16 protein-coding genes and 1 riboswitch are annotated in these 21683 nt (G+C 37.5%); of the genes, 6 read left to right on the top strand and 10 right to left on the bottom strand.

Annotated elements, in window-relative coordinates; all coding sequences use genetic code 11:
• Window positions 1-59: 59 nt before the first annotated feature.
• The 8 genes from QM524_RS17385 to QM524_RS17350 all read right to left on the bottom strand — a co-directional run bounded on the left by QM524_RS17385 (window position 60) and on the right by QM524_RS17350 (window position 9968).
• Window positions 60-1136, bottom strand: a complete 1077-nt coding sequence (locus QM524_RS17385) for a CHC2 zinc finger domain-containing protein (protein WP_283345546.1) — start codon at window positions 1134-1136, stop codon at window positions 60-62.
• A gap of 138 nt (window positions 1137-1274) precedes the next feature.
• On the bottom strand, window positions 1275-1811 hold the full coding sequence (gene atpH, locus QM524_RS17380) for an ATP synthase F1 subunit delta (RefSeq protein ID WP_095161320.1): 537 nt from the start codon (window positions 1809-1811) through the stop codon (window positions 1275-1277).
• A 45-nt stretch (window positions 1812-1856) separates the two neighbouring features.
• On the bottom strand, window positions 1857-2351 hold the full coding sequence (gene atpF, locus QM524_RS17375) for a F0F1 ATP synthase subunit B (RefSeq protein ID WP_095161319.1): 495 nt from the start codon (window positions 2349-2351) through the stop codon (window positions 1857-1859).
• A 230-nt stretch (window positions 2352-2581) separates the two neighbouring features.
• Window positions 2582-2827: an ATP synthase F0 subunit C gene (atpE, locus tag QM524_RS17370; protein WP_095161318.1), complete on the bottom strand. Its 246-nt coding sequence runs from the start codon at window positions 2825-2827 to the stop codon at window positions 2582-2584.
• Between the two features lie 203 nt (window positions 2828-3030).
• Entirely contained in the window at window positions 3031-4125 is a 1095-nt protein-coding gene (gene atpB, locus QM524_RS17365) for a F0F1 ATP synthase subunit A (protein ID WP_283345545.1), read from the bottom strand.
• 107 nt (window positions 4126-4232) lie between these two features.
• A complete protein-coding gene (locus QM524_RS17360; protein WP_283345544.1) occupies window positions 4233-4595 on the bottom strand; it encodes a hypothetical protein in 363 nt (120 codons plus the stop codon).
• Between the two features lie 199 nt (window positions 4596-4794).
• Entirely contained in the window at window positions 4795-7308 is a 2514-nt protein-coding gene (locus QM524_RS17355; RefSeq protein ID WP_283345543.1) for a TonB-dependent receptor plug domain-containing protein, read from the bottom strand.
• Window positions 7309-7463: 155 nt separating this feature from the next.
• A complete protein-coding gene (locus QM524_RS17350; RefSeq protein WP_283345542.1) occupies window positions 7464-9968 on the bottom strand; it encodes a TonB-dependent receptor plug domain-containing protein in 2505 nt (834 codons plus the stop codon).
• Window positions 9969-10222: 254 nt separating this feature from the next.
• Window positions 10223-10340, top strand: a riboswitch (SAM riboswitch).
• Between the two features lie 114 nt (window positions 10341-10454).
• Here QM524_RS17350 and QM524_RS17345 point away from each other — a divergent pair.
• Entirely contained in the window at window positions 10455-10697 is a 243-nt protein-coding gene (locus tag QM524_RS17345) for a hypothetical protein (protein ID WP_283345541.1), read from the top strand.
• A 123-nt stretch (window positions 10698-10820) separates the two neighbouring features.
• The gene (locus QM524_RS17340; RefSeq protein ID WP_283345540.1) at window positions 10821-11918 is read left to right on the top strand and encodes a homoserine O-acetyltransferase family protein; all 1098 of its coding nucleotides are present in this window, start codon (window positions 10821-10823) and stop codon (window positions 11916-11918) included.
• A gap of 115 nt (window positions 11919-12033) precedes the next feature.
• Here the strand turns inward: QM524_RS17340 and QM524_RS17335 are convergent, their stop codons facing one another.
• Together QM524_RS17335 and porW are read right to left on the bottom strand one after the other, a co-directional pair.
• Window positions 12034-13671, bottom strand: coding sequence for an ArnT family glycosyltransferase (locus QM524_RS17335; protein ID WP_283345539.1), 1638 nt, complete (start codon window positions 13669-13671; stop codon window positions 12034-12036).
• 117 nt (window positions 13672-13788) lie between these two features.
• Complete coding sequence (gene porW, locus QM524_RS17330; protein WP_283345538.1) at window positions 13789-15924, bottom strand: type IX secretion system periplasmic lipoprotein PorW/SprE; 2136 nt, start codon at window positions 15922-15924, stop codon at window positions 13789-13791.
• Between the two features lie 313 nt (window positions 15925-16237).
• On the opposite strand from porW, the gene QM524_RS17325 reads away from it, so the two are divergent.
• From QM524_RS17325 to QM524_RS17310, 4 genes are all read left to right on the top strand, one after another.
• Complete coding sequence (locus QM524_RS17325; RefSeq protein WP_095161649.1) at window positions 16238-16447, top strand: AtpZ/AtpI family protein; 210 nt, start codon at window positions 16238-16240, stop codon at window positions 16445-16447.
• Between the two features lie 318 nt (window positions 16448-16765).
• Complete coding sequence (gene mrdA, locus QM524_RS17320; RefSeq protein ID WP_283345537.1) at window positions 16766-18805, top strand: penicillin-binding protein 2; 2040 nt, start codon at window positions 16766-16768, stop codon at window positions 18803-18805.
• Between the two features lie 175 nt (window positions 18806-18980).
• Window positions 18981-20270, top strand: coding sequence for a rod shape-determining protein RodA (gene rodA, locus QM524_RS17315; protein ID WP_095161309.1), 1290 nt, complete (start codon window positions 18981-18983; stop codon window positions 20268-20270).
• A gap of 116 nt (window positions 20271-20386) precedes the next feature.
• Window positions 20387-21616, top strand: a complete 1230-nt coding sequence (locus QM524_RS17310) for an MFS transporter (protein ID WP_095161308.1) — start codon at window positions 20387-20389, stop codon at window positions 21614-21616.
• Window positions 21617-21683: the final 67 nt, after the last annotated feature.

The following is a 21683-nucleotide window of genomic DNA, read 5'->3' as shown; positions in this document are numbered from 1 at the left end:
GTTTTTATAATCCTTCGTACACTCCTAATTGCTCATTCACAATTCACTCAATATTATACCTAAAAAAGATTTAACTGTTCATTACTACCCAATTTATCGGTATAATAGTCATTTACGTCTTTGTACTCGTCAGGAAGTTGTTTGCGCGAACAAGTAAGTCCAAAGTGGCTAAATATCTTCTCTAGTTCATCGGCGGCTTTATGTCCAGCCTTATCATTGTCCAGATAAAAAATCACATTCGCACGCTTAAATAGTTTTGCCCAGTCTTTCTTGAAAACATTAGCTGTTCCTAAACTTACGGCAGTTTTGCCAGCCTGCACCAATCGCATACAATCAAAAGCTCCTTCGGTAATATACACATCCTGATCAAGCTTGATTTTGTCTAAAGCATCAGCATTAAACAAGGTAAGAGGATGTTTGTACAAAAACTGATAACGTCCGTGCCCTTCGGGCGGTGGACCTAATACGCGCCCTTGCAAATACACAATTCTTCCATTTCGATAGTATGGGATAATCAAGGGATGTGCATAGAAAATCAAGTTGTTTTTATCATTAAAAAGCCCCGATTCTTGCAAGTCTAGCGTCGAGAAACGTTGTTTGAGATACCAACTCACATTTGCATAATCTTTGACCATAAAAAGCCTAAAATCCTGAATTGTTTTATCTGTAAACCCTCTTGACTTTATATATTCCAGACCCGATTTGGATAGTTCGTTGGAAGGTTGCTGCAAACAACAATCTCTAAATGCTTCATAAATTTGAGAGTGGATTTCTTCTACAGGCTTTTCTTTCTCTTGTAACTTTTTGACATCTACAGTTTGTAATGTATTTTTTGCAGGAAGAGGTTTAGCACTTTTCTGATACTGTTGAGGCGAATATCCAGACAAATACGTCTGAGCCATCGTTTGAATTGTATCTTTAATACTCAACTGTCGAATTTCAGAAAATAGCGTAATAGAGTTACCCGTCTTGGCGCAACCAAAACAGTAAAAGCTATTAGTATGGGGATATAAAACTAGAGATGGCGTATTTTCCTCATGAAATGGACAAACCATACGATTGCGGTTTACCTCCAATCCTAGGTCTTGTGCTACCTCTAATATCGAAACCTGACTTAATTCGTCTAGAACTGTCATAGCTATAGGGGGAATTTTGAAGAAGGGTAAATAGACTTTCAGCCTTTAACAATTTTACTTCAAATATAAAAAAACGACAGCCTCCGTGAATCACAGAAGCTGTCGTTTTTGATATTAATAAGTACTTTCTTTCTAAAACTATTGAAGGAAAGATACTTTCAAGTCGTTTAATCTTGCTTTTACTGAAGTATCGATTTGACGGTCGTTGATACGAAGTACATAACCACCAATCAATTCAGGGTTCACTTTTTCAACCAATTCAACAGTCTTACCTGTAGCTTCAGTTACCAAACGAATGAATTCTGCTTTTTGAGCATCTGTCAAAGGAGATACCGTAGTAACCTCTGCTTTTTGGATACCTTTATAGAGAGCATATTGACGTTGGAACTCTTCAGCGATAGCAGGAAGAAGTTTTTCACGGTTTTTCTTAGTGATAATTTCAAAAATCGAAAACGTTACAGGGTCAACTTTATCTTTGAAGATAGCAGTCAAAATACCTAATTTCTGTAAGTGTTTTACGATTGGGCTTTTCAAGGTTAAAACAAGTTGGCGGTTTTCATCGCAAACTTGGTCGAAGAATTTCATATCTTCATGAACTTTTTCAACTACACCTTTTTCAGCGGCCAAACCAATCAATGATTTAGCATATCGGAAAGCTACACTTTGTTCTGACATTTCTCTTTACGCTTTGAGTTGCGAGCTGTTAAGCTCATCACTGAATTAGTTTAATTTAGCATCAGATAATAAATCCGTAACCAATTTTTCTTGAGCAGAACGATCTGCCAATTGAGTACGAAGAATTTTCTCAGCAATTTCCAATGAAAGAGCAGCAGTCTCTTTCTTGATTGAAGCCACAGCACTAGCTTTTTCTTGTTCGAATGCTACGCGAGCTTTTTCGATTTCAGCGCTAGCTGCTTTTTGAGCTTCAGCTTTAGCATCAGCAATCATTTTATCAGAAGCTTCTTTTGCAGCTTTCAAGATACCATCACGTTCAGCACGAGCCTCAACTAATAACTTTTCGTTACCAGCTTTCAACTCAATCATTTCTTCACGAGTTTTTGCAGCCAAAGCCAAAGCGCTTTCGATAGACTCTTCACGCTCATGCAAAGAAGCAATGATTGGTTTCCAAGCGAATTTTGCTAATACAAAGAACAAAAGGCCGAAAACTACCAACTGCCAAAAGATCAGACCTAAATCAGGAGTAAGTAATTCCATATTAAATAAATGTTTTTGCGATTGAAAAGCAATTCTTGTATTGTGTAATTAGGAAGTGCTTTTATCAGGGTTTACTATATGATTTGGAAAATGAATTTTCTCAAAAAACTTCGTGCTATCGGCCTAATGCGTAATAACACGAAGATAATTTTGTGCTATATCAAAATAGAATAAGATAGAAACTAATTTTCAATCAAACGGCTATTCCGATATCCTTGGTTAGCTACGAATTATTTGTTAGCTACCAAGAAGCAAATAACTGCTGCGAAAAGAGCAACCGCTTCAACGAAAGCAGCTACAACCAACATCGCACCTTGGATCTTGCCAGAAGCTTCTGGTTGACGAGCGATTGATTCCATTGCACGACCACCGATGTTACCGATACCTAAACCAGCACCGATTGCTACTAAACCAGCACCGATACCTGCTAAACCTGTACCTAAAGAAACTTCAGCTAAAATTGACAAAAGTGACATGATTGTTATTTGTTTATGTAAGTGAAAAAAATTATTTACTAATTAAAAATATGAACTTAAGTACTAATGTGCTTTAGGCTATATGCCTTAGGCATTAGGCAAAAAAACTTTTACTATCATATAAGGAATGCTTCTATTCCTTTAGCTTATGGCTTAAAAGCCTATAGCAGATAATATTTCAATTTTGCCAGCTAACTTAAATCTTAGTGATGATCATCGTGGTGATGCTCTTCAACTGCTGAACCAATGTAGCTTGCAGTCAACAACGTAAAGATGAATGCTTGCAAGAACGCTACTAATAATTCGATAATGTTCATGAATACTGCAAATGCACTAATTACTGGTGTTACCATCCAAATTTTCAAGATGAAAATCAAACCAATAAAGCTCAACATGATGATGTGACCTGCTGTAATATTAGCAAACAAACGAATCATTAATGATACTGGCTTTGTAAATACACCGATAATTTCTACTGGAGTTAAGATAACCAACAACCATTTCGGAACGCCAGGCATTGCAAAAATGTGTCCCCAATAAGTGCTTTTACCATTTAAGTTGGTAATCAACAACGTAAGTACCGACAATACTAGTGTTACAGCAATGTTACCCGTTACGTTAGCTCCACCTGGTAATAAACCCAAAAGGTTATTAATCCAAATAAAGAAAAACAAGGTTAACAAGTACGGAAGGAATCTTCTGTAGTGTTTTTCTCCGATGCTGTTTTTAACAACTTCATCACGAATAAAGATGATAATTGGCTCTAACCAAGACTGTAATCCTTTTGGAGCTTTAGTGCCTCTTTCTTTGTAAGCATTACCAACACTGATAAAGATCAAAAGTAATAATACAGCACTAACCAATAAAGAAGCTACGTTTTTAGTGATTGATAAATCCAAAACATGAGAGCCATCTTCAGCGTGCAACTTGCCGTGCTCCAAGATTAATCCCTCATAAGCTACTGGGTTGCCGTGCTCATCTTCCAATTTGCTAGAAGAAAATACTTTTACACCATCTTTCGTATAAGCAATTACAGGAAGGTGAACACCAATGCCATGTGCAAACTCCCATTTGTGGTCGTCAGCAATGTGGTGCATAATCATGTGACCTAAGTCAACTTTGCCTTCTTCGTGTGCTTCAGCACCAGCAGCGTGTTCGGCAGTTGCCTCTACGCCATGAACTGCTACTGTTGAATCAGCCGTAGCGGAAGTTGCTGAGTGATGCTCGGATTGTGCAAATACTGAAGTAGCAAATAAAAATAAAAATGCTACAATATTTGAAAAATATAATTTTCTCATCTCGACGTGGGGGATGAACGTATAATGGTTTATGATTTTGACTTTCTAATTCGTATGCTTTACTCCACCTGAAAATCAACAACTTATACTAATTATTAACACAGGGCCTATGAAAAGTGTCGCAAGTTACGATACAAATCGTAGATTTCAAAACCTGTATAACATAAATAGAGTACAAAAAAGTTGCTAATAAATGTATATATGTCAGGAGTGCTCTTATATATGAAGAATCCTATAAATGCTAGACTCAAAATTAAGCGAGCACCAATACTTCCCATGTAAAACTCAATAAAATGCTTTCGGTCGTTGGCAAAACCTTGCTGCATCAATAAATGATTGAAATAGGAAAGTGTTGCATAAAATGCAAGCATGAACCACTTATCAGCATGAACATATTCTGATAAACCAATGTATGGAGCCAAAAAGAAGATTAGACCAACTATAACAGTCAGTATGATGATGCGTAACATTGTAGGTTCTGAATTTTTCCGCAAAGATACGTAAAACCTTCATTCAGAAATGAAAAAGGGGAATAAATTACTGCAATTTATTCCCCTTTTATTGTATAAGATTATCTTATGGCTTTGAGCTTTTAGCTATGATATTTAAGTTTAAGGAAATACTGAACCTATAAGCTCATAGCCAAGAACCAAATACCTCTTGAATATACTACCTTACCAAATATTCATTTTGAGCAACACCAACTCGCCCTTGATTTGACATTCCTTCCAATTTGATGGTCATATTACCCTTAGCATCGCTATTCCAGAAGCTTGTTGTAGCTTTACCAGAGGCATCTGTCGTGATATTGGCATTCCAATATAATGTTGAGCGATAGTCTGGACGAACGTGCTCTGGCTTAGCTTGCCCATATTGTGGGGCAAAAAACTCTCTGGTCATGGCATAACCCATGCGTTTCTGAATTTTTACACCTTCTGTATTAGACTTGCTCCAGTCATAATTGGCGTTCCCTTTTCTCGTCAATACCGAAACAACCCCATTACCTCCTCTTACTCCAAAAATAGCAGCATCAGCTCCTTTCAATACATCTATACTTTCAACATCGCATGGTGGCAAGGTATTTATCACATCACTACTTACTTGCATACCATCAATCAAAAATAGTGGATCATTAGAGGCATTAATAGAGCCTTGACCTCTGATAAGTACTGAGTATGTACCCATACCTGTTTGTACTACTTGCACTCCCGGAATTCTGCCTTGTAACATTTGCAAGACACTAAACATACCTCCACAAAGGGTATCATCCACCTTGAGTGTATTGCTCGCTTGTCCATAAATTTTACGATTATCCTCTGGTTCTTTTTTGGCAGTTACCGTTACTTCTTGAAGCATTTGTACTTTTTCAGTAATGAGCTTCTTCTCAAGTTCTATGGATTCTCTTGAGTATTTTAAGAAAGTCGCAAAAGCATTTGGGTCAAATATGCGCACCTCATTAGGAATTTGAAGCGGTCTTGTTTTGGGTAACGAAAGAGCCTCGTCTATCGTTAGGGTCAAATTACGAGCACCATTTGCCTTTACAGCCTGAAGATACACATCAACACTATCTGTAAAATCTAAGTTATAAAAACCATATCTTCCCAATGAATCCACACTTGTCATAGCTATAATTGGGTTTTCTTTAGGTTTTTTCAACATTAAAGTCAAAGTAAGTTTATCCGTCACTTTACCATTAGGACGCACTGCTTTACCTGTAATTTCTAATCCTTGCTCAACAAAGTAATCCATTTTAGGTTTGACATCATTCAACATTTGTTGCCAAGTAAATCGGCGCCAACCTTGCGTCATCATTAGCAAGTCAAGATGTAAATGACGGTTTTCTTGTGTGTTGTCAAAATAATATTGTGGTTGCTCTACAGAGCCCTGTATTTGTTGATAATACTGTCCACTCAACGATTCTTTGACTTCTGAGTTTAGCAACACGTAAGTCAATATATTGTCAGCATAAGGCTCACCTTTTACTTGTGAGGCATCAGTAACGGCTACAGAAAAAGTCCCTTGAACAGGTTTGCCTTCGGCGTCTTTTACTTCGATATTCAAATCTACTTTCTCGCGACTTTTATATTCTGCTTTATTCGAAGAAACATTCACCTGTAATGCTCTATTTCCATGCTCAACAAATATCAACCTTTCACAAATGGGTAATCCTTCGGGCGAAAATAAAGTAATCTGCACTACCCCGTCATCAGGAATTTGATTTTTAGGAATATTGGCCACAAAACTCCTACTTGATTCTGAACCTTTCGCAATCATACAAACCTCTCCGCGTTGTTGCACAATGATAGGTAGTTCTTTGTCTTGTCCAGCAGGTTTGGGGCTAGAGTTCTGAATATAGAGTCGGATTTTATCCTTGTAAGTCACATTATCTACACTCATGATGTAGCCGCTTTTTTGAGGTTGGGGTAACTCTTGTTTGATATAGCTCCCATCTGATTTTCTTACATAGGCCGAATAAGTATTATTAGTTTCAGGATGAAAATTGAATACTCCATGCCCTAAATGAGCTGTGCTAAACACCCCAACGGTATCTTTATCATTGGCCAAAACGAAACCTGAGGTTTCGACACCTTTTCCTAACTTATTCACAATTTTGAAGGCTAATCTACTTTCTAGGTTTTCAACCAGATATCCGCCTTCTGGGAAAAAGCTAATAGAAGCCACCTCATTGAGAGCCTGAGCTTTATTTTCGTTCATGGAAGACATATTAGTATTTTGCCATACTCGCACATCTTTTTCAAAAAATAAAGATTCTGAAAAATTTCGCATATAATTGGTGTAGGCTCTTATGCGATAAAGGTCGTTTACAAGAGTATCTGGCAATTGAATATCGCCCACCGAAACGGCCAAAGCTTTTAGCACCTTGTGAACTATGACTTTACCCGTAGCTGGCTGTACCAAATCTACATATAGCACTCGACTCACCGAATCCACGCCATTAGACGAAGCATCGAACAAATAGCCTTTTAGCCACATTGTTTCGCCAGCCATGTAGTATGGTTTATCCAAATGGAGATACACTTTTTCTTGAGGATACGAATAGCGGTATTTAGTTAAAGTAGCACGAAGTTTTTCATAAACAGGTTGCTCTTGTGCATGTGAAGTGTTAGTAAAACACAGCAAGCTTAATAAAGTAATAAAGCAATAGGTTAAATTGTTTTTCATTGCAATTGGTTTGATTTAGAACGGTAAAATGGTTCGAACTAGCGATTTAAAAAAAGAAAAGCGAATCTACAACGATTTCTTGATGACTGGTAGTGTCTGAGGCACAACAAAAAAAGGAAAGCATAATGCTTTCCTTTTTTTGTTGTTATAATTTGTTACTTGACTTCATATTGAAAATTGGCAACCCCGACTCTGCCCAAGTGTGAAACACCTTCTACTTGAACACTCATTTTACCTCTATTATCGCTATTGAAGTAAGTCACAGACGCCTTTCCTTCGTGGTTTGTTACGATATTTGATTTCCAAAAAATGGTAGAACGATAATCTGGATTAACGTGCTGGGGCTTTGCTTCGATATATTGTGGTGACTCAAACTCTCGTTCCATAGCATATCCTAGAAGCTTTACGACCTTTACTCCTGCTGGAGCAAATTTTATTCTATTCACATTATTAACATTACTCGTCCTAGATAGAAAAGATAGAACACCATTACCGCCTAATACCCCATAAATTCCTGCGTCAACGCCTTTTAATACATCTACTTTTTCGATTTCACAAGGTGTAAGATTATTGATCACCTCCAATGAAACTTGTAATCCATCCAACAAAAATAATGGTGTAGCTTTTAGAGCAACAGATCCTTGTCCAAAAATATACACGGTGTAGGTACGTTCACCATTACTGTACACTTGCACCCCAGGAATACGCCCACTAATCATTTGTAGTACATTGAATGCTCCTACACAAATAGATTCATTTATTTTCAAAGTATTTGATGCTTTGATGTATAAATTTCGGTTGTCAATCACTTCTCTTTTTGCCGATACCGTAACCTCTTTTAGTTCTTGTGTCTTGTTGAGAATATCATTTTTTTCGATGGTTAAAGCTTCACGAGTTTTTCTAAGGAAGAACTCAAAACCCTTTTCATCAGGATAACGGATATCTTTAGGAATCTGTAGAGGGGTACTCCAGTACAAATCCAAGCCTTCGTCAAGATTAATACTAATGTTTCGAGTACCACTTCCTTTCAATACCTGAAGGTATGCTTCAGTTGAGTCAGTAAAGTTGAGAGAATTATATTTGAAGTTTCCAGAAGCATCGACTAGAACCGTTTTGAAAACAGGTTCAGTATTCGGCTTTGCCATCATCAAACTCAAATTGATATTTTCTGAGACTTTTCCGTTGGGACGCAAGGCTTTTCCTTTAATAGTCAAACCATCCTCAATATCATACTTCAATTCTGGAAGTGTATTCCCTAACATTTGGTTCCAATTGAACCTACGCCAACCCTGAGTCATCATCAGTAAATCGAGATACCATAATCGATTAGCATTTGATGATTCGAAATAATAGCGAGGTTGCTCGATTGTACCCGTAAGCTGAGTATAATTTCTACCAGAAAATTCTTCTCTAATATCCGAATTGAGTAGTAAATACGTTTTGATATTCTCAGCAAAAGATTCATGTTGTACTTGCGCATCATCTGTTACGGCCATCGAGAATGAGCCTTGTACAGGCTTCCCTTGCTCATCTGTTACTTCTAATTCTAGCTCTGTTTTACCTCTTGTATTATGTTGACTATTCTTACTTTTTACCTTTACTTGTAATTGTTTATTTTGTTCTACAAAAATCAGTCTCTCAGCTAATGGCTTTCCGTCTGGTGAAAATAAAGTGATCTGTGTAATTCCATCGTCCAAGATTTGGGTTCTAGGAATATTTACTGTGAAGCTTTTTTCTGAAGAAGACCCTTTTAGCACCATACAAACTTTTCCTCTTTGTTGAATAATAATAGGGAGTTCTTGCGAAGTTGTGGTAGGACTTGAATTTTGTACAAACAATCTGATTTTATCTTTAAAGGTTACATTGTCTATCGTAATGGTGTAGCCTACTTCCTGTGCTTTTGGTAACATTTGAGAGAAATAACTACCATCTCCTTTTTTAATAAAAGCTGTATAGCTTTTGCCTGCCATTGGCTTAATATTGAATACGCCCATTCCTAAATGAACCGAATGGAAACTAGCGACTGTATCTTTGAGATTATCAAGTACAAATCCTTCGACATCAAAACCTTGCCCTTTTTTATTTCTTGACTTAAATGCTACACGAGATTCTATATTTTCAACAAGATTACCACCTTCAGGAAAAAATAAAATTGTAGCTACAGAAGAGGGCATTTCTGACGTAAATTCTGGATTTCCAGTGCTTGGACTATCTTGGAAAATTTTAATATTTTTCTCAAAAAAAAGATTTTCAGAAAAGTTTCTCATATACTGGGTATACGCTCGAATATGATAAGTATCTGCACTTAAGCTATCGGGTAATTGAAAATCACCCGATGCCACACCCGATGATTTTAGCTTTTTTTGTAGTACTACCTTTCCAGTAGCTGAATGTATTAAATCAACATACAATACGCGACTTGCAGAATCCAATGTATGATAGGAGGCATCAAAAAGATAAGCTTTGAACCAGATGGTTTCACCTGCAACATAGTAGGGTTTGTCGAAATGCAAATAAACTTTTTCTTGTGGATATTGTTCCTGCGTTTTGCGCAAGGTGCTTACAAGATGGTTATAGACGGCGTCAGATTGAGCGCTAACAGATACACCTAAACCGCTAATCAATAGCAGCAAGAGCGAATAGTAAATAATTCGTTTCATAAAAATGGAATGGATTCTATTTTGGTTCGAACTAATAGGTAGGCGAGAAATTACAAAGCTGGCGCCTTCATAATTAGCATTCACTAAATGTACAATTAATTATAAAAATAATTACAACAATCGCACTTATTAACATATCCTTAACAAATTCAACATTCAAATGTGAATCAATCCGTAAAACACTTGCATTTTCGAGATTCTAGCTATTATATTTGCAACATCAAGTCAATTACTCTTCACAAAAGGTAGTAGTTGATTTATAAAGAAGAAGGGAGAGAATAGGCTCTATGAACTTCTGGCAACCTACTGATTCGTAAAGGCAAGGTGCTAATTCCTACCCAATAAGTTAATCATTATTGGGAAATATAAACCAATTACGAAACTAATCCAGCTACATTTTTACATTCTGCTGTTCAGTATTCGTCAGGTTTACGATGTATCGTTTCACTGTCACAATTCATTGTGGCTATATGTCTGTACGCATCCATGAAAAAATTTATTCCAATTACCGTAGGCAACTATCTCGTTGTCCATGGGTATGACGAGCACAATCGAGAAATTATCGAAAGTGTCGAGGTAGAAAGAGCAAGTCTAAAAATTGTAGCAGTCGACCGCATTCAGTCTCTAAGCGAAAAATATATGTTGGTTACAGGGGCATTTGGTCGTTTGATGTACTGGGAATATGAGGAGTCTTTTGAGGAGATTTCAGCCAAACTGATGGAGAACTAAAGAAGTTGGGGTTAATGATGAGTTGTTTCTTTCATTTTTAGGTTAAAACAACAAATCGTATCATTTTCAACTAAATGTTCTCTTCTTGATTCTTTATTATTATCAAAAACAGCATCTCAATTCGTGTTAAATACGTCAATTTTTAAACATCATGCTCCTTTCAAACTCGAAGCAGGAGGAGTTTTGCCAGAAGTTGAATTAGCTTATCAAGCGCTTGGACAGCTCAATACTGACTGTTCGAACGTGATATGGGTATGCCATGCTTTTACAGGTAGCCAAGATGTAGCAGATTGGTGGCAAGGTTTGGTCGGCAAAGGCAAATTGTTTGATCCTGAACAATACTTTATTATCTGTGTAAATGTGTTGGGATCACATTATGGAAGTACAGGACCTCTTTCGATTAACCCAGAAACTGGTGATCCATATTTTCACACTTTTCCAACTATTACGATTCGTGATATTGTCAACTCTTTTGATTTATTGAGAGAGCATCTGGGTATTTCAAAAATCAAAACTTGTGTTGGTGGATCTTTGGGTGGTCAGCAGGCTGTAGAATGGGCTATTTCTCAACCTGAGCTTATCGAAAATTTGATTTTGATTGCGACTAATGCCCAACATTCTCCTTGGGGAATTGCGTTCAATGAGTCGCAAAGAATGTCTATTGAAGTTGACCCTACTTGGACAGAAAGCCACCCTCTGGCTGGTATTAATGGCATGAAAGCCGCTCGTGCAACAGCTTTGATTTCATATCGTAACTACGAAACTTATGGTGTAACCCAAGCACGCCGTGAGGAAGGTCTGGACAAAACCTATCGTGCTGTCACGTATCAGCGTTATCAAGGTGAGAAACTGGCACAACGATTCAATGCATTTTCGTACTATGTATTATCGCAAGTAATGGATTCGCAAGATGTAGGTCGTGGAAGAGGTGGAGTAATTAATGCCCTTGGGCAAGTCAAAGCAAAGACACTTGTTATGGGTATCAAATCCGATGCACTGTTTCCTATTAATGAGCAAGAATTTTTAGCAAAACACATTCCTGACGCTACATTTCAGGCTTTGGACTCGTTATATGGCCATGATGGCTTTTTAATAGAAAATGAATTGATTACAAAAGCCATTAAAATTTGGCAGAAATTTATTAAATTGGATGTCAATCCAATGTACTCTTTCTTCAAGGCTCTTGAAGACCGTCCAAGAACATTAGTAGCTCATGATTAATGAGTTTTGTATAAAAAGTTACAAGCTAGCAACAGCTTCGAAAAAATTGTTTACTACCTGACTACATATATTTTTCTTTACCAAAAAAGCTGGCATCACTGCCAGCTTTTTCATTTTATTTTCTTTCGTAAAACAAAAATCCGTTTTCTTCTTTTATCAATCGTAGATTAGGATGTGCTTTCATGGCGCTATCTGCTGTAATCTTCATCACAAAATATGCAGGTTTGTCCAAATGAGGTTCATTCAATAAGTAAGCCTCTGTTTTAGGTTTCTGAGGTTGCTTTTGGAAATAGAACAATTGTGCATACGATTTAAAACCAATTGGCTCCACATACACATCTTTACCTTTCAATGATTCATAAAAACTTATCGCAGCACGTTGTGAATACCCTTCGATTTTGCTCACTACTACCGCCGAATAACCAAATAAACATAGCGCAGTAGCAATATATAAACCTCGAATATTGCGCATACTCACCATAGCTATTACTGCTACAATATACGCTAAGCCCATGTATTGTTCCCATCCGCCCCACGTAACTTTGGCACTGAGATTTGCCACAGCAAAGTCATCTTTGATATATGGAATCAACTGGGCTGCATACTGACCTACCAATGGTACTGCTGTAAGGGCAATGGCCATCACCAAACCAATAAAGAACAGACCAAAACCCGTGAGTTTTGACCACTTCCAATTACCTGATAGTAAGTTGTTGACATGGTACGCCGCCAAATACGACACAGGAAACCATGCCATTGATGAATAATGAACAATCTTGGTCTTCACAATCGTGAATAAAATCATGACTACCCAAAACAAATAGATCATCCATTTTCTAAAATATTCTCCTTGAGAATTACCCGACCCTGAGGTTCCCAATGCACGAATCGCCAATACTGAAATAGGAAAACAACCTACCAATACAACCACAAAATGATAATAGAATGGCTGTTCGTGTCCAGCATCGCCCGTAGTCAACAAACGAATTTGGTATTGAATAAACTCTACAAACAAACCCCATCCATTTTGATAGATAGATAGTCCAAACCAAATACAAGCCACCAAAAAAGCAATAGCAATAGCCGAGAAAAATGGTTTGATTGCATCTTTCAAGAAACTAGCACTAAAACCATTAACACCCCAATAAGTGAATACGGTAAGTCCCCATAATAAACCACCGACAGGTCCTTTGGTTAGAATTGCCAATCCTACAAATAGCCCCGAAAGTAAGCCGTAAGTCTGGCGTTTAGATGTATTTTGATTTGTAGAAACACTTTGAGAGAAATACCAAACGCCCAAAAAGATAAATAGGTTGAACGTAGGGTCGATAATGCCTGATTTGAAATATAAATGTGGCGTAAATGAGCCCAAATATCCCAAAGCCCACAACAAACCAAACTTTTCATTATAGAGTTTTCGTCCAATTCGATAAAACACCAACAGGGTAATAATACCGATGATGGCATTAGGAAAACGCGCACCAAACTCTGGTGCAAATCCAGAATTTGGATCAAATACATTAAATGCCTTCATGGCTAAGACCTGCATCCAGAAAAACAAAGGAGGTTTTTCCCAAAATGGCATATAATTAATTTGCACAGTAGCATAGTTTCCTGTCAAAATCATTTCTCTTGCCGATTCAGCAAAATTGATTTCATCCCAGTCAAATAAATGGGAGCTACCAATAAATGGGATAAAAAAAACTGCCCCTAGAGCAGTTATTAATATGTAGGATAAATGTCTTGTTTGCATAATAAATCGTCAATCGCAATGGTGATAACGTTTTGGCAAAAGTAAAAAAAATAATTGTTTCGTCTATACTTTCTAAAAATCGACAGATCAATAATATTCTTTTGCCAAAAGTTAAAACTATGGCTTAGCATTCTTCGCAGCCGCTAAATTCTCTTTTACTAGACCTAACAATTGGCTTTTAGGATAATCTTTTATAAAATCATTCAATGCTTTTACATAGCCATCAAAGTTTTGGGTTTTAGCCAATAGTAATGCTTTCAAAAAAGCCAATTTATCCTCTGTATGGCTATTTGGATATTCTTTCAAAGCCGTATCTACAAATGATAAAGCATCGGCAAAATTGCCTTGTTGATAATATTGGTATGCTTCGGTATAAAGCTTTTGAGCTTCCGTTTCTTTGTCTGAGCTTAACTCTACAATATTTTCACGGCTTAACATTCTTGCAAAATACGAGTCACCAAACTTATCAAAGAGTGATTTTCTGTAGCCTGCTTTTTCTGTTGGATTATTTTCGTGTAATAAATACAAAAAGTACAGTGCCTCTGGTTCATGAATTGAATTTGGGTATTCGGAAAGTAGTTGTTTGAAGGTCGAAATGGATTTCTTAGGCTCATTTAAACTCAACTTAAAGATTTTACCCACTTCAAACATCGCATCTTGTCGTTTGATTTGCGAAGTTTCGAGCGCCTTTGCACTGAATGGAATCTTGGTTTTCATGACTGCTTTTTCGGTTGCTAATTCTTTGTCACTTACCCCTTCGATTGTATTCTTTGAGGAAGATGTATTTTCAGTGCTTGAAGTATTAAAACTAGCAAAAGATGCGGCATCGTCACGACTACTTCTACGCCAATTGTCTTCCAGAGGTCGATTTCCCCAGCGATTCATAAAATTGGTACGACCTTGGCTTACCAACATAGCATTAGAAAAATACCAATCTGTTTTACCTGTTGTGGCAAATGGGTCTTTAGTTGCTGTGGTGGAACCAGCTACAATTTCTTTTGCTTTTGCCAAATTTGCCAACTCTTGGGCCTTCTTCAAGCGAATAGCTCTTTCCAAAACTTTATCCAATTCTGCTGGAGTAAGTTTCGAAAGCTTTTGTAAAGAATCCTCTGTTTTGACAATATTCATTTGCTTCACAAACTCTCCAAGTACCTGTTGTTTTTGCTTTACTTTCGCAAAAGCAGCATCAGTATTAGGCAACAGCGACAAGCAACTATCATAATACGCAAAAGCCGTTTCATACTCAGCATATTTGTCATAATACAAATCTGCCAACGTCAAATACGTATAAGGCAATTGTTTTGTATCCTTGCTGATACTGGCAGATTTTTTCAATAAAGCAATTCCTTTAGCAGTGTTGCCTTGGCGCATTTCTGCCGAGGCCATAGCTTCATAAATTTTATCTGATAAATCTTTGTTCTTGCTATCTTTTAATAATTTATCAAAATTGCCCTTCTGATTCATGACCAATGCGCTATTCAACGAGGCATAGAATCTTAAATCGTACGAAGGTCTGTTTTTGGCAACCTTTGTAAAACATTCACTTGATTTAGGAAATTTTTCCAATATCTCATACATCTGACCTGCTACGTAATACAATCTGGCTTTTTGCTCATTTTTAGGAAGCAATGGAAATGTTTCTTCCAAAATAGCTACAGAAGTAGCATATTCCTTTTTAAGTTGATGTAAATACGCTTTTGTTAGATAAAAGTTCGCTGTATTATTTTTGTTCAAATCCTCCTCTCGTAGTAACTCAGCAACTCTCAAAGCAGTAGTAAACTCACCTTGTTCGACATAAGCACGCATCAGTCCAATCAGCGCTGCCTGACGAGCGTCATCATCTTCGGCTGTTGTATTGACATATTTAAATGTTTCTATCGCATTTTTATAATCTTCTTGTATTAAGCGAGCTTGCCCTATGAGTACATAGGCATCGTCGAGCCAACGAGAGTTTTGGTGTCTCTCGGCCACCATTGATGCTTTTTTGATGACGGCAGCCAGTTCAGCTGAGACGGTGCTAGCTACGACCGAATCGATAGGCAATAAAACAGGAAGAATTTGGGCGTAATTATCGTGACGGTCTTCAAATAGCTTTTTTTCGGCCTCAAACAATTTTTGATTAGCTTGAAAAAGCGCGTTGTATTTGGCATTAAGATTATGGAATCCCACGCTGATAGGCGAAGAGCTATATTGGGAGCATCCTCCTAGGCACAAAAATATGGCAAGTACTAAAAGTAACGGTATTCTATTCATGTGAAGTAGCTATGCAGAAAAACTACAATGATTTGATTGATTCCCCATCCAAAATACAAATATAGGTCAATTTGGTGGTTCTTAAGATAAGATTCAAAGTACTCAAAACAATAACCCAAGTTAATAGAGCAAGTCTATCTTGAATAACAAGGGGTTTAACGCAAAATAACGAGATTTTATTATCAGATTCCGTGCCAATTAAGTATTTTTGTTACAGGTATATCAAACATTCGTTTTTGGATTTTTTTATTATATCCCAACGGAAAAGTACCATTCTATTTTCGACGTCGAACAACCTTTTTTCTTTACTTTCATGTCAAACGATTCGCCAAATTCCAACAAGTATATGCGCTATATGGGAGCAGGAAGCCAAATGCTTATCACCATTGCGAGTGGCGTACTGTTAGGCAACTGGCTTGATAAAACCTTCCATACCACTACTCCTTGGTATTCTATTGGCTGTTCGTTGCTATTCATTTTTGCTGCGATTTATTTATTAATTCGTAGTCTTCCCAAAGAATAAGATCGTATCGCAAAATTATGTTTTGATTCTCAATGAGTTTGTTGACAATTTATTGAAAAACAGCAAATTTTGTACTTTAATTATGTTCCTTCAGATAGTTTTTTCCGTTTAAACTATAAAACAGGTCTGTTTTTGTTTAAATGAGTATTTCATATTTGATAATCAGATACCAACCAAGCCTTTACTCAAAATACAAAAAATAGTAATAGTTAGTTGGTTATTTACAGATTGGTTAGCAATTAAAACGCTTATAGCCAGTCAAATTTTCCAGAAAGTAGAAAACATTTTCTATATATCCCTAAAATCATTTTAAAGCCAGTGGACGAGATTAGAAAGAGATTTATCCAAGGATTCATTATCCTTATCGCCATACTTTACATCGGAAGGCTATTTTATTTGCAAGTTATTGACGAGACTTACAAGTTAGATGCTCAAAACAATGCTATTCGTAAAATTGTACAAGTTCCTTTCAGAGGATTGATTTATGACCGCAACAAAAAGTTGATTGTCTATAATACCCCTGTGTATGATTTGTACATTACGCCCAAAAAAGCACATGTTCAGGATACTTTAAAATTCTGTAGACTTTTTGACATTACCCGCAGTGAGTTTGATAGCTTAACTCATTTGGCGAGAATTTACTCACCTGTACGCCCTTCTCTATTTTTACGTCAGCTTTCCAAAGAGGAATATGCACGTGTGCAAGATGCTATGGTAGATTACCCAGGGTTTTCTTTCCAGATTAGTTCTTTGCGTACTTATCAATCAAAAGGTATGGCAAATGCCTTAGGGTATGTTGGAGAAATTAGCCCTGAGCGCCTCTTGAAAGAACAGGAAAAAGGTAACGAATATTATCGACAAGGAGATTATGTGGGAGTTACTGGACTTGAAAGATTTTACGAAGATGAACTGCGAGGACAACGTGGTGAAAAATACGTGATGGTCAACAGCCGTGGCGTGGAAAAAGGTCCTTTTAAAAATGGAGAATTTGATAGAGAACCTGTTGCTGGCAAAAATTTGATTTCGTCGGTAGATATTGCTTTACAAGATTTTGCTGATAGTTTGATGCAACACAAAGTAGGAAGTGTGGTGGCAATTGAGCCATCCTCTGGCGAAATCTTAGCGATGGTATCGGCTCCTACTTATGACCCTAGTAAACTATCAGGAAGGACTTTCTCAAAATACTTCCAAACGCTCAACCTTGACCCATTACACCCGCTTATCAACCGCCCACCGAGTGCTTATTATCGTCCAGGTTCGACCTTTAAGTTGATCCAAGCTTTGATTGGTTTGCAATTGGGAGTAATTAGCCCAAGTACAGGGTTTGGTCACGCAGGTGTACCAATGAAGTGTCACTGTGGAGGTACATCTTCATCGATTCAGTTAGGTATCAAAAACTCTTGTAACCCTTATTTCTATAATGTTTTCAAAAGAATCATTTATAACAATAAGGAGCAAAATCTTTTCAAAAAATCGGCCGTTGGTCTTCAACGTTGGAATGACATGGCTAGCAAGTTTGGTATTGGACAAGAATTAGGGATTGACTTACCAAACGAAACAAAAGGAAAACTGCCAAGTGTCGAGTATTACGACAAAGTATATAAAGGCCCTCTTCGTTGGAAATTTTCTAATATCTACTCTGTGGGTATTGGTGAAGGGGAGATTGTCATCAACCCACTCAAAATGGCTAATGTGGCTGCTATCATCGCCAACCGAGGTTGGTATGTTCGCCCGCACCTTGTAAAAGGAATTAATGAAGCTGGAAACATCGATAACAAATACAAAGAGCATATTTCAGTAGGTATAGATCGTCGCCATTTTGAACCTGTTATCGAAGGAATGGTTGGCGCGGTAAATGCAGGTACTGTGGCTGCCGAAGCACGCCTAAGCGATATTCAGATTTGTGGTAAAACAGGTACATCTCAAAATAAACATGGGCAAGACCATGCTATTTTTATCGCTTTTGCTCCAAGAGAAAATCCTAAAATTGCTATTGCTGTATTTATCGAAAATGCAGGTTTTGGAGGAACACACTCGGCTCCTATTGCATCGCTTTGTATTGAAAAATACTTGAAAGGCAAAGTAGAACGTAAAGCAATGGAAACTCGATGGATGAATAAAAGCTATTTGGCCAATGTGTTGAGTGCAAAAAGTGCTTCAGCTAAACCAAATAAAGAGGTAAAAGCAACGGTAGAAAAAGATTCGACTATCGAAGACTATCAACTACGCAACCTGAAAGAAGAGTTATTCAAACTAGATCAGGCGAATAAACCAAAAGCGCCTGTATTTAAGATTCCGATGCAACCACAAGCGGTTTTACCTAAAAATCAGAAAATAGTACCTAAGAAAACACATTAAGATTAGAAGAGTAATTAGGGCTGAAAGATTTCAATTCATTACAGATTTGACATTTCAGAAAAATAGGAAAATGGAAAGTAGGTTACATTTCCGCAATTCGATATCCGAAATGATTTCAAAACCCTTTACTCAAGTGTACCAAACAAATTGATTTAGCATTTCTAAGAATAAGACCTTGAAAAGAGAAGAACAAATATCGCGCAACCTCGACTGGGTGACCGTGTTAATATATATACTTTGTGTTGTAGCAGGCTGGCTCAATATTTACGCGGCAATTTATAATCCTGAGCACCCAATTTGGATTTTTGATGACGGTTTCTTTGATACCAATTCAGGAAAACAACTCATTTGGATAGGAACAACAGTTCTGCTCATAATTGCCATTTTGGTAATCGACCATCGTTTCTACGATACTTTTGCTTTTCCTATTTATGGATTTTTCCTATTCATGTTGCTGGCAGTACTCGTAGTAGGAACAGAGGTGAAAGGCTCGCACTCTTGGTTCAGGATAGGCTCTTTTCAGTTACAACCTGCCGAGTTCTCTAAAATGGCAACCTGCTTGGCACTGGCAAAATATTTGAGTACGCCACTCACCAATCTATCCAGATTCAAAGACCAGCTCAATGTAGCTATCATCATTGCAATTCCGCCAATATTGATTTTGGCGTCTAACGAAACAGGGGTTGCTTTAGTTTTTGCCTCATTCTTGATTCTATTGTACCGTGAGGGGCTTCCAGGTATGTATCCTGCTATTTTCTTAGCGGTGGTAACGCTATTTATTTTATCTCTCATTTTTGAGGAATGGCAGATTTATATCGGTTTAGCGGTAGTGTCTGCTTTAGTTGTTTGGGCAATGCCTCGTTATGAACGCAAAACCAAAAATATATTAGCTATTCTAGGTGTAGCCTTTTGTATGGGTTTGTTTGTGACAGGCGTAGATTGGGCGATTAATAATGTGCTAAAAGAACACCAGCGTAATCGTATCCGAGTTTTAGTTGACCCTGACTTTGACCGTAAGAAAACAGGTTATAATGTTCGTCAAGCCAAAATTGCGATTGGCTCCGGTGGGTTGCTTGGTAAAGGATATTTGCAGGGAACACAAACTAAGTTTGACTTTGTACCCGAACAAAGTACCGACTTCATTTTCTGTACTGTAGGTGAAGAGTTTGGTTTTGCAGGAAGCCTAACTGTTGTCGGTTTATTTATTGGCTTGATGCTACGGCTTATTTATCTCGCAGACCGACAGAAATCCCGATTTGCGCGAGTCTACGGATATGGGGTCGTCTCCATCATATTTTTCCACTTTCTCGTCAATATCGGTATGACTATCGGTTTGATGCCAGTAATTGGAATTCCGCTGCCATTTTTTAGCTATGGAGGCTCATCTCTTTGGTCGTTCTCTATTTTATTATTTATTTTTCTAAAATTAGACGCCCATCGTTCGCAAATGCTTTCAAGATGGTAAAATAGCACTTCATACAAAAACTACCGATTATCTAGATAATCGGTAGTTTTTTTGTTATAGACTATTAAAATTCTTATTTTCGGAATGAATCTTTCCTTTACATAAAACCTATCTCTATGCAGGAAACTACTATTTCAAAAAATGCCAAACTGTTAATCCTTGTAGCTTCTCTGGGCTATTTTGTGGATGTATATGATCTCATTCTTTTTGGGGTAATTCGAAACGCCAGCTTGGCCAGTCTCGGACTTGATAAAGATGGGCAACTGTCAGAAGGGCTTCGCCTACTTAACATACAAATGGCAGGTATGCTTTTGGGTGGACTTATTTGGGGAATTTTGGGTGACAAGCGTGGACGTAAATCTGTCTTATTTGGCTCTATTCTGTTGTATTCCTTAGCCAATGCTTTTAATGGAATGGTACAAGATTTAACCGTATATGCTATTCTAAGATTTTTGGCTGGTATTGGTCTTGCAGGAGAATTAGGAGCTGGAGTAACTTTAGTGAACGAATCTTTACCAAAAGAAAAACGAGGATATGGGGCCTTATTCATTGCAGGAACTGGGGCTTTAGGTGCCGTAACAGCTGCCTACATAGCCAGCTTGAGTACCGACCCAGAATGGTGGCGTATGACCTATTATATCGGCGGTGCTATGGGGTTAGCATTATTGCTATTGCGTATTGGTACCATGGAATCGTCATTATTTCAAAACATTGAAAAAAGCGCCCCGAAAGGCAATTTTCTTAGCCTATTCACCGATTCAAATAAACTCAAAAGATATATCTACTGTATTTTGATTGGCCTTCCTGTTTGGTACACGGTAGGTATTCTCGTACTGGTGGCACCTGAACTCAGTAAGGCTATTGGCGTGCAGGGTGAAATTAAAGCAGGCACTGTTGTAATTTTATGTTATGCAGGGCTCTCATCTGGTGATTTTCTTAGCGGACTCGTAAGTCAATTTTTACAAAGTCGTAAAAAGACGATTTACTGGTTTGTAGGCTCTAGTATAATCCTGATGGGCATCTATTTACTCGTCCATGGACTTAGTACTACGATTTTTTATTTCCTATGTTTTGCTTTGGGCTTTTCTGGAGGATATTGGGCGGTATTTATCACTATGGCGTCAGAGCAGTTTGGCACTAATATTCGTGCAACAGTGACTACAACAGTACCCAACTTTGTTCGCGGGGCATTGATTCTTATTACCTTAGGGTTTAAGTTTTTGATGGGTCATGTAGGGTTAATTTATGCAGCCTTGATAGTGGGGTGTATTTGTAACTTCGCTGCTCTCTGGGCATCTTATATGTCTGAGGAAACATTTGATAAAGATTTAGATTTTATCGACTAGATGTAATGTAGATAAAATTTATTGGACACCTATACCTTTTACCAATAAAACTCTTGATTTTAGTCTT

Origin of the sequence: Flectobacillus roseus (assembly GCF_030056595.1) — a bacterium.
GTDB classification, from domain to species: Bacteria; Bacteroidota; Bacteroidia; order Cytophagales; family Spirosomataceae; genus Flectobacillus; species Flectobacillus roseus.
This window is presented reverse-complemented; position numbering and strand designations above follow the sequence as displayed.

Bases quoted from the DNA above. Each gene is read 5' to 3' on its own strand.
- QM524_RS17385 (WP_283345546.1), bottom strand. From the start codon at position 1,136: ATGACAGTTCTAGACGAATTAAGTCAGGTTTCGATATTAGAGGTAGCA.
- atpE (WP_095161318.1), bottom strand. From the start codon at position 2,827: ATGTCACTTTTGTCAATTTTAGCTGAAGTTTCTTTAGGTACAGGTTTA.
- atpF (WP_095161319.1), bottom strand. From the start codon at position 2,351: ATGGAATTACTTACTCCTGATTTAGGTCTGATCTTTTGGCAGTTGGTA.
- QM524_RS17360 (WP_283345544.1), bottom strand. From the start codon at position 4,595: ATGTTACGCATCATCATACTGACTGTTATAGTTGGTCTAATCTTCTTT.
- QM524_RS17325 (WP_095161649.1), top strand. From the start codon at position 16,238: ATGTCAAACGATTCGCCAAATTCCAACAAGTATATGCGCTATATGGGA.
- QM524_RS17335 (WP_283345539.1), bottom strand. From the start codon at position 13,671: ATGCAAACAAGACATTTATCCTACATATTAATAACTGCTCTAGGGGCA.
- porW (WP_283345538.1), bottom strand. From the start codon at position 15,924: ATGAATAGAATACCGTTACTTTTAGTACTTGCCATATTTTTGTGCCTA.
- QM524_RS17310 (WP_095161308.1), top strand. From the start codon at position 20,387: ATGCAGGAAACTACTATTTCAAAAAATGCCAAACTGTTAATCCTTGTA.
- QM524_RS17345 (WP_283345541.1), top strand. From the start codon at position 10,455: ATGAAAAAATTTATTCCAATTACCGTAGGCAACTATCTCGTTGTCCAT.
- QM524_RS17355 (WP_283345543.1), bottom strand. From the start codon at position 7,308: ATGAAAAACAATTTAACCTATTGCTTTATTACTTTATTAAGCTTGCTG.
- atpB (WP_283345545.1), bottom strand. From the start codon at position 4,125: ATGAGAAAATTATATTTTTCAAATATTGTAGCATTTTTATTTTTATTT.
- atpH (WP_095161320.1), bottom strand. From the start codon at position 1,811: ATGTCAGAACAAAGTGTAGCTTTCCGATATGCTAAATCATTGATTGGT.
- QM524_RS17350 (WP_283345542.1), bottom strand. From the start codon at position 9,968: ATGAAACGAATTATTTACTATTCGCTCTTGCTGCTATTGATTAGCGGT.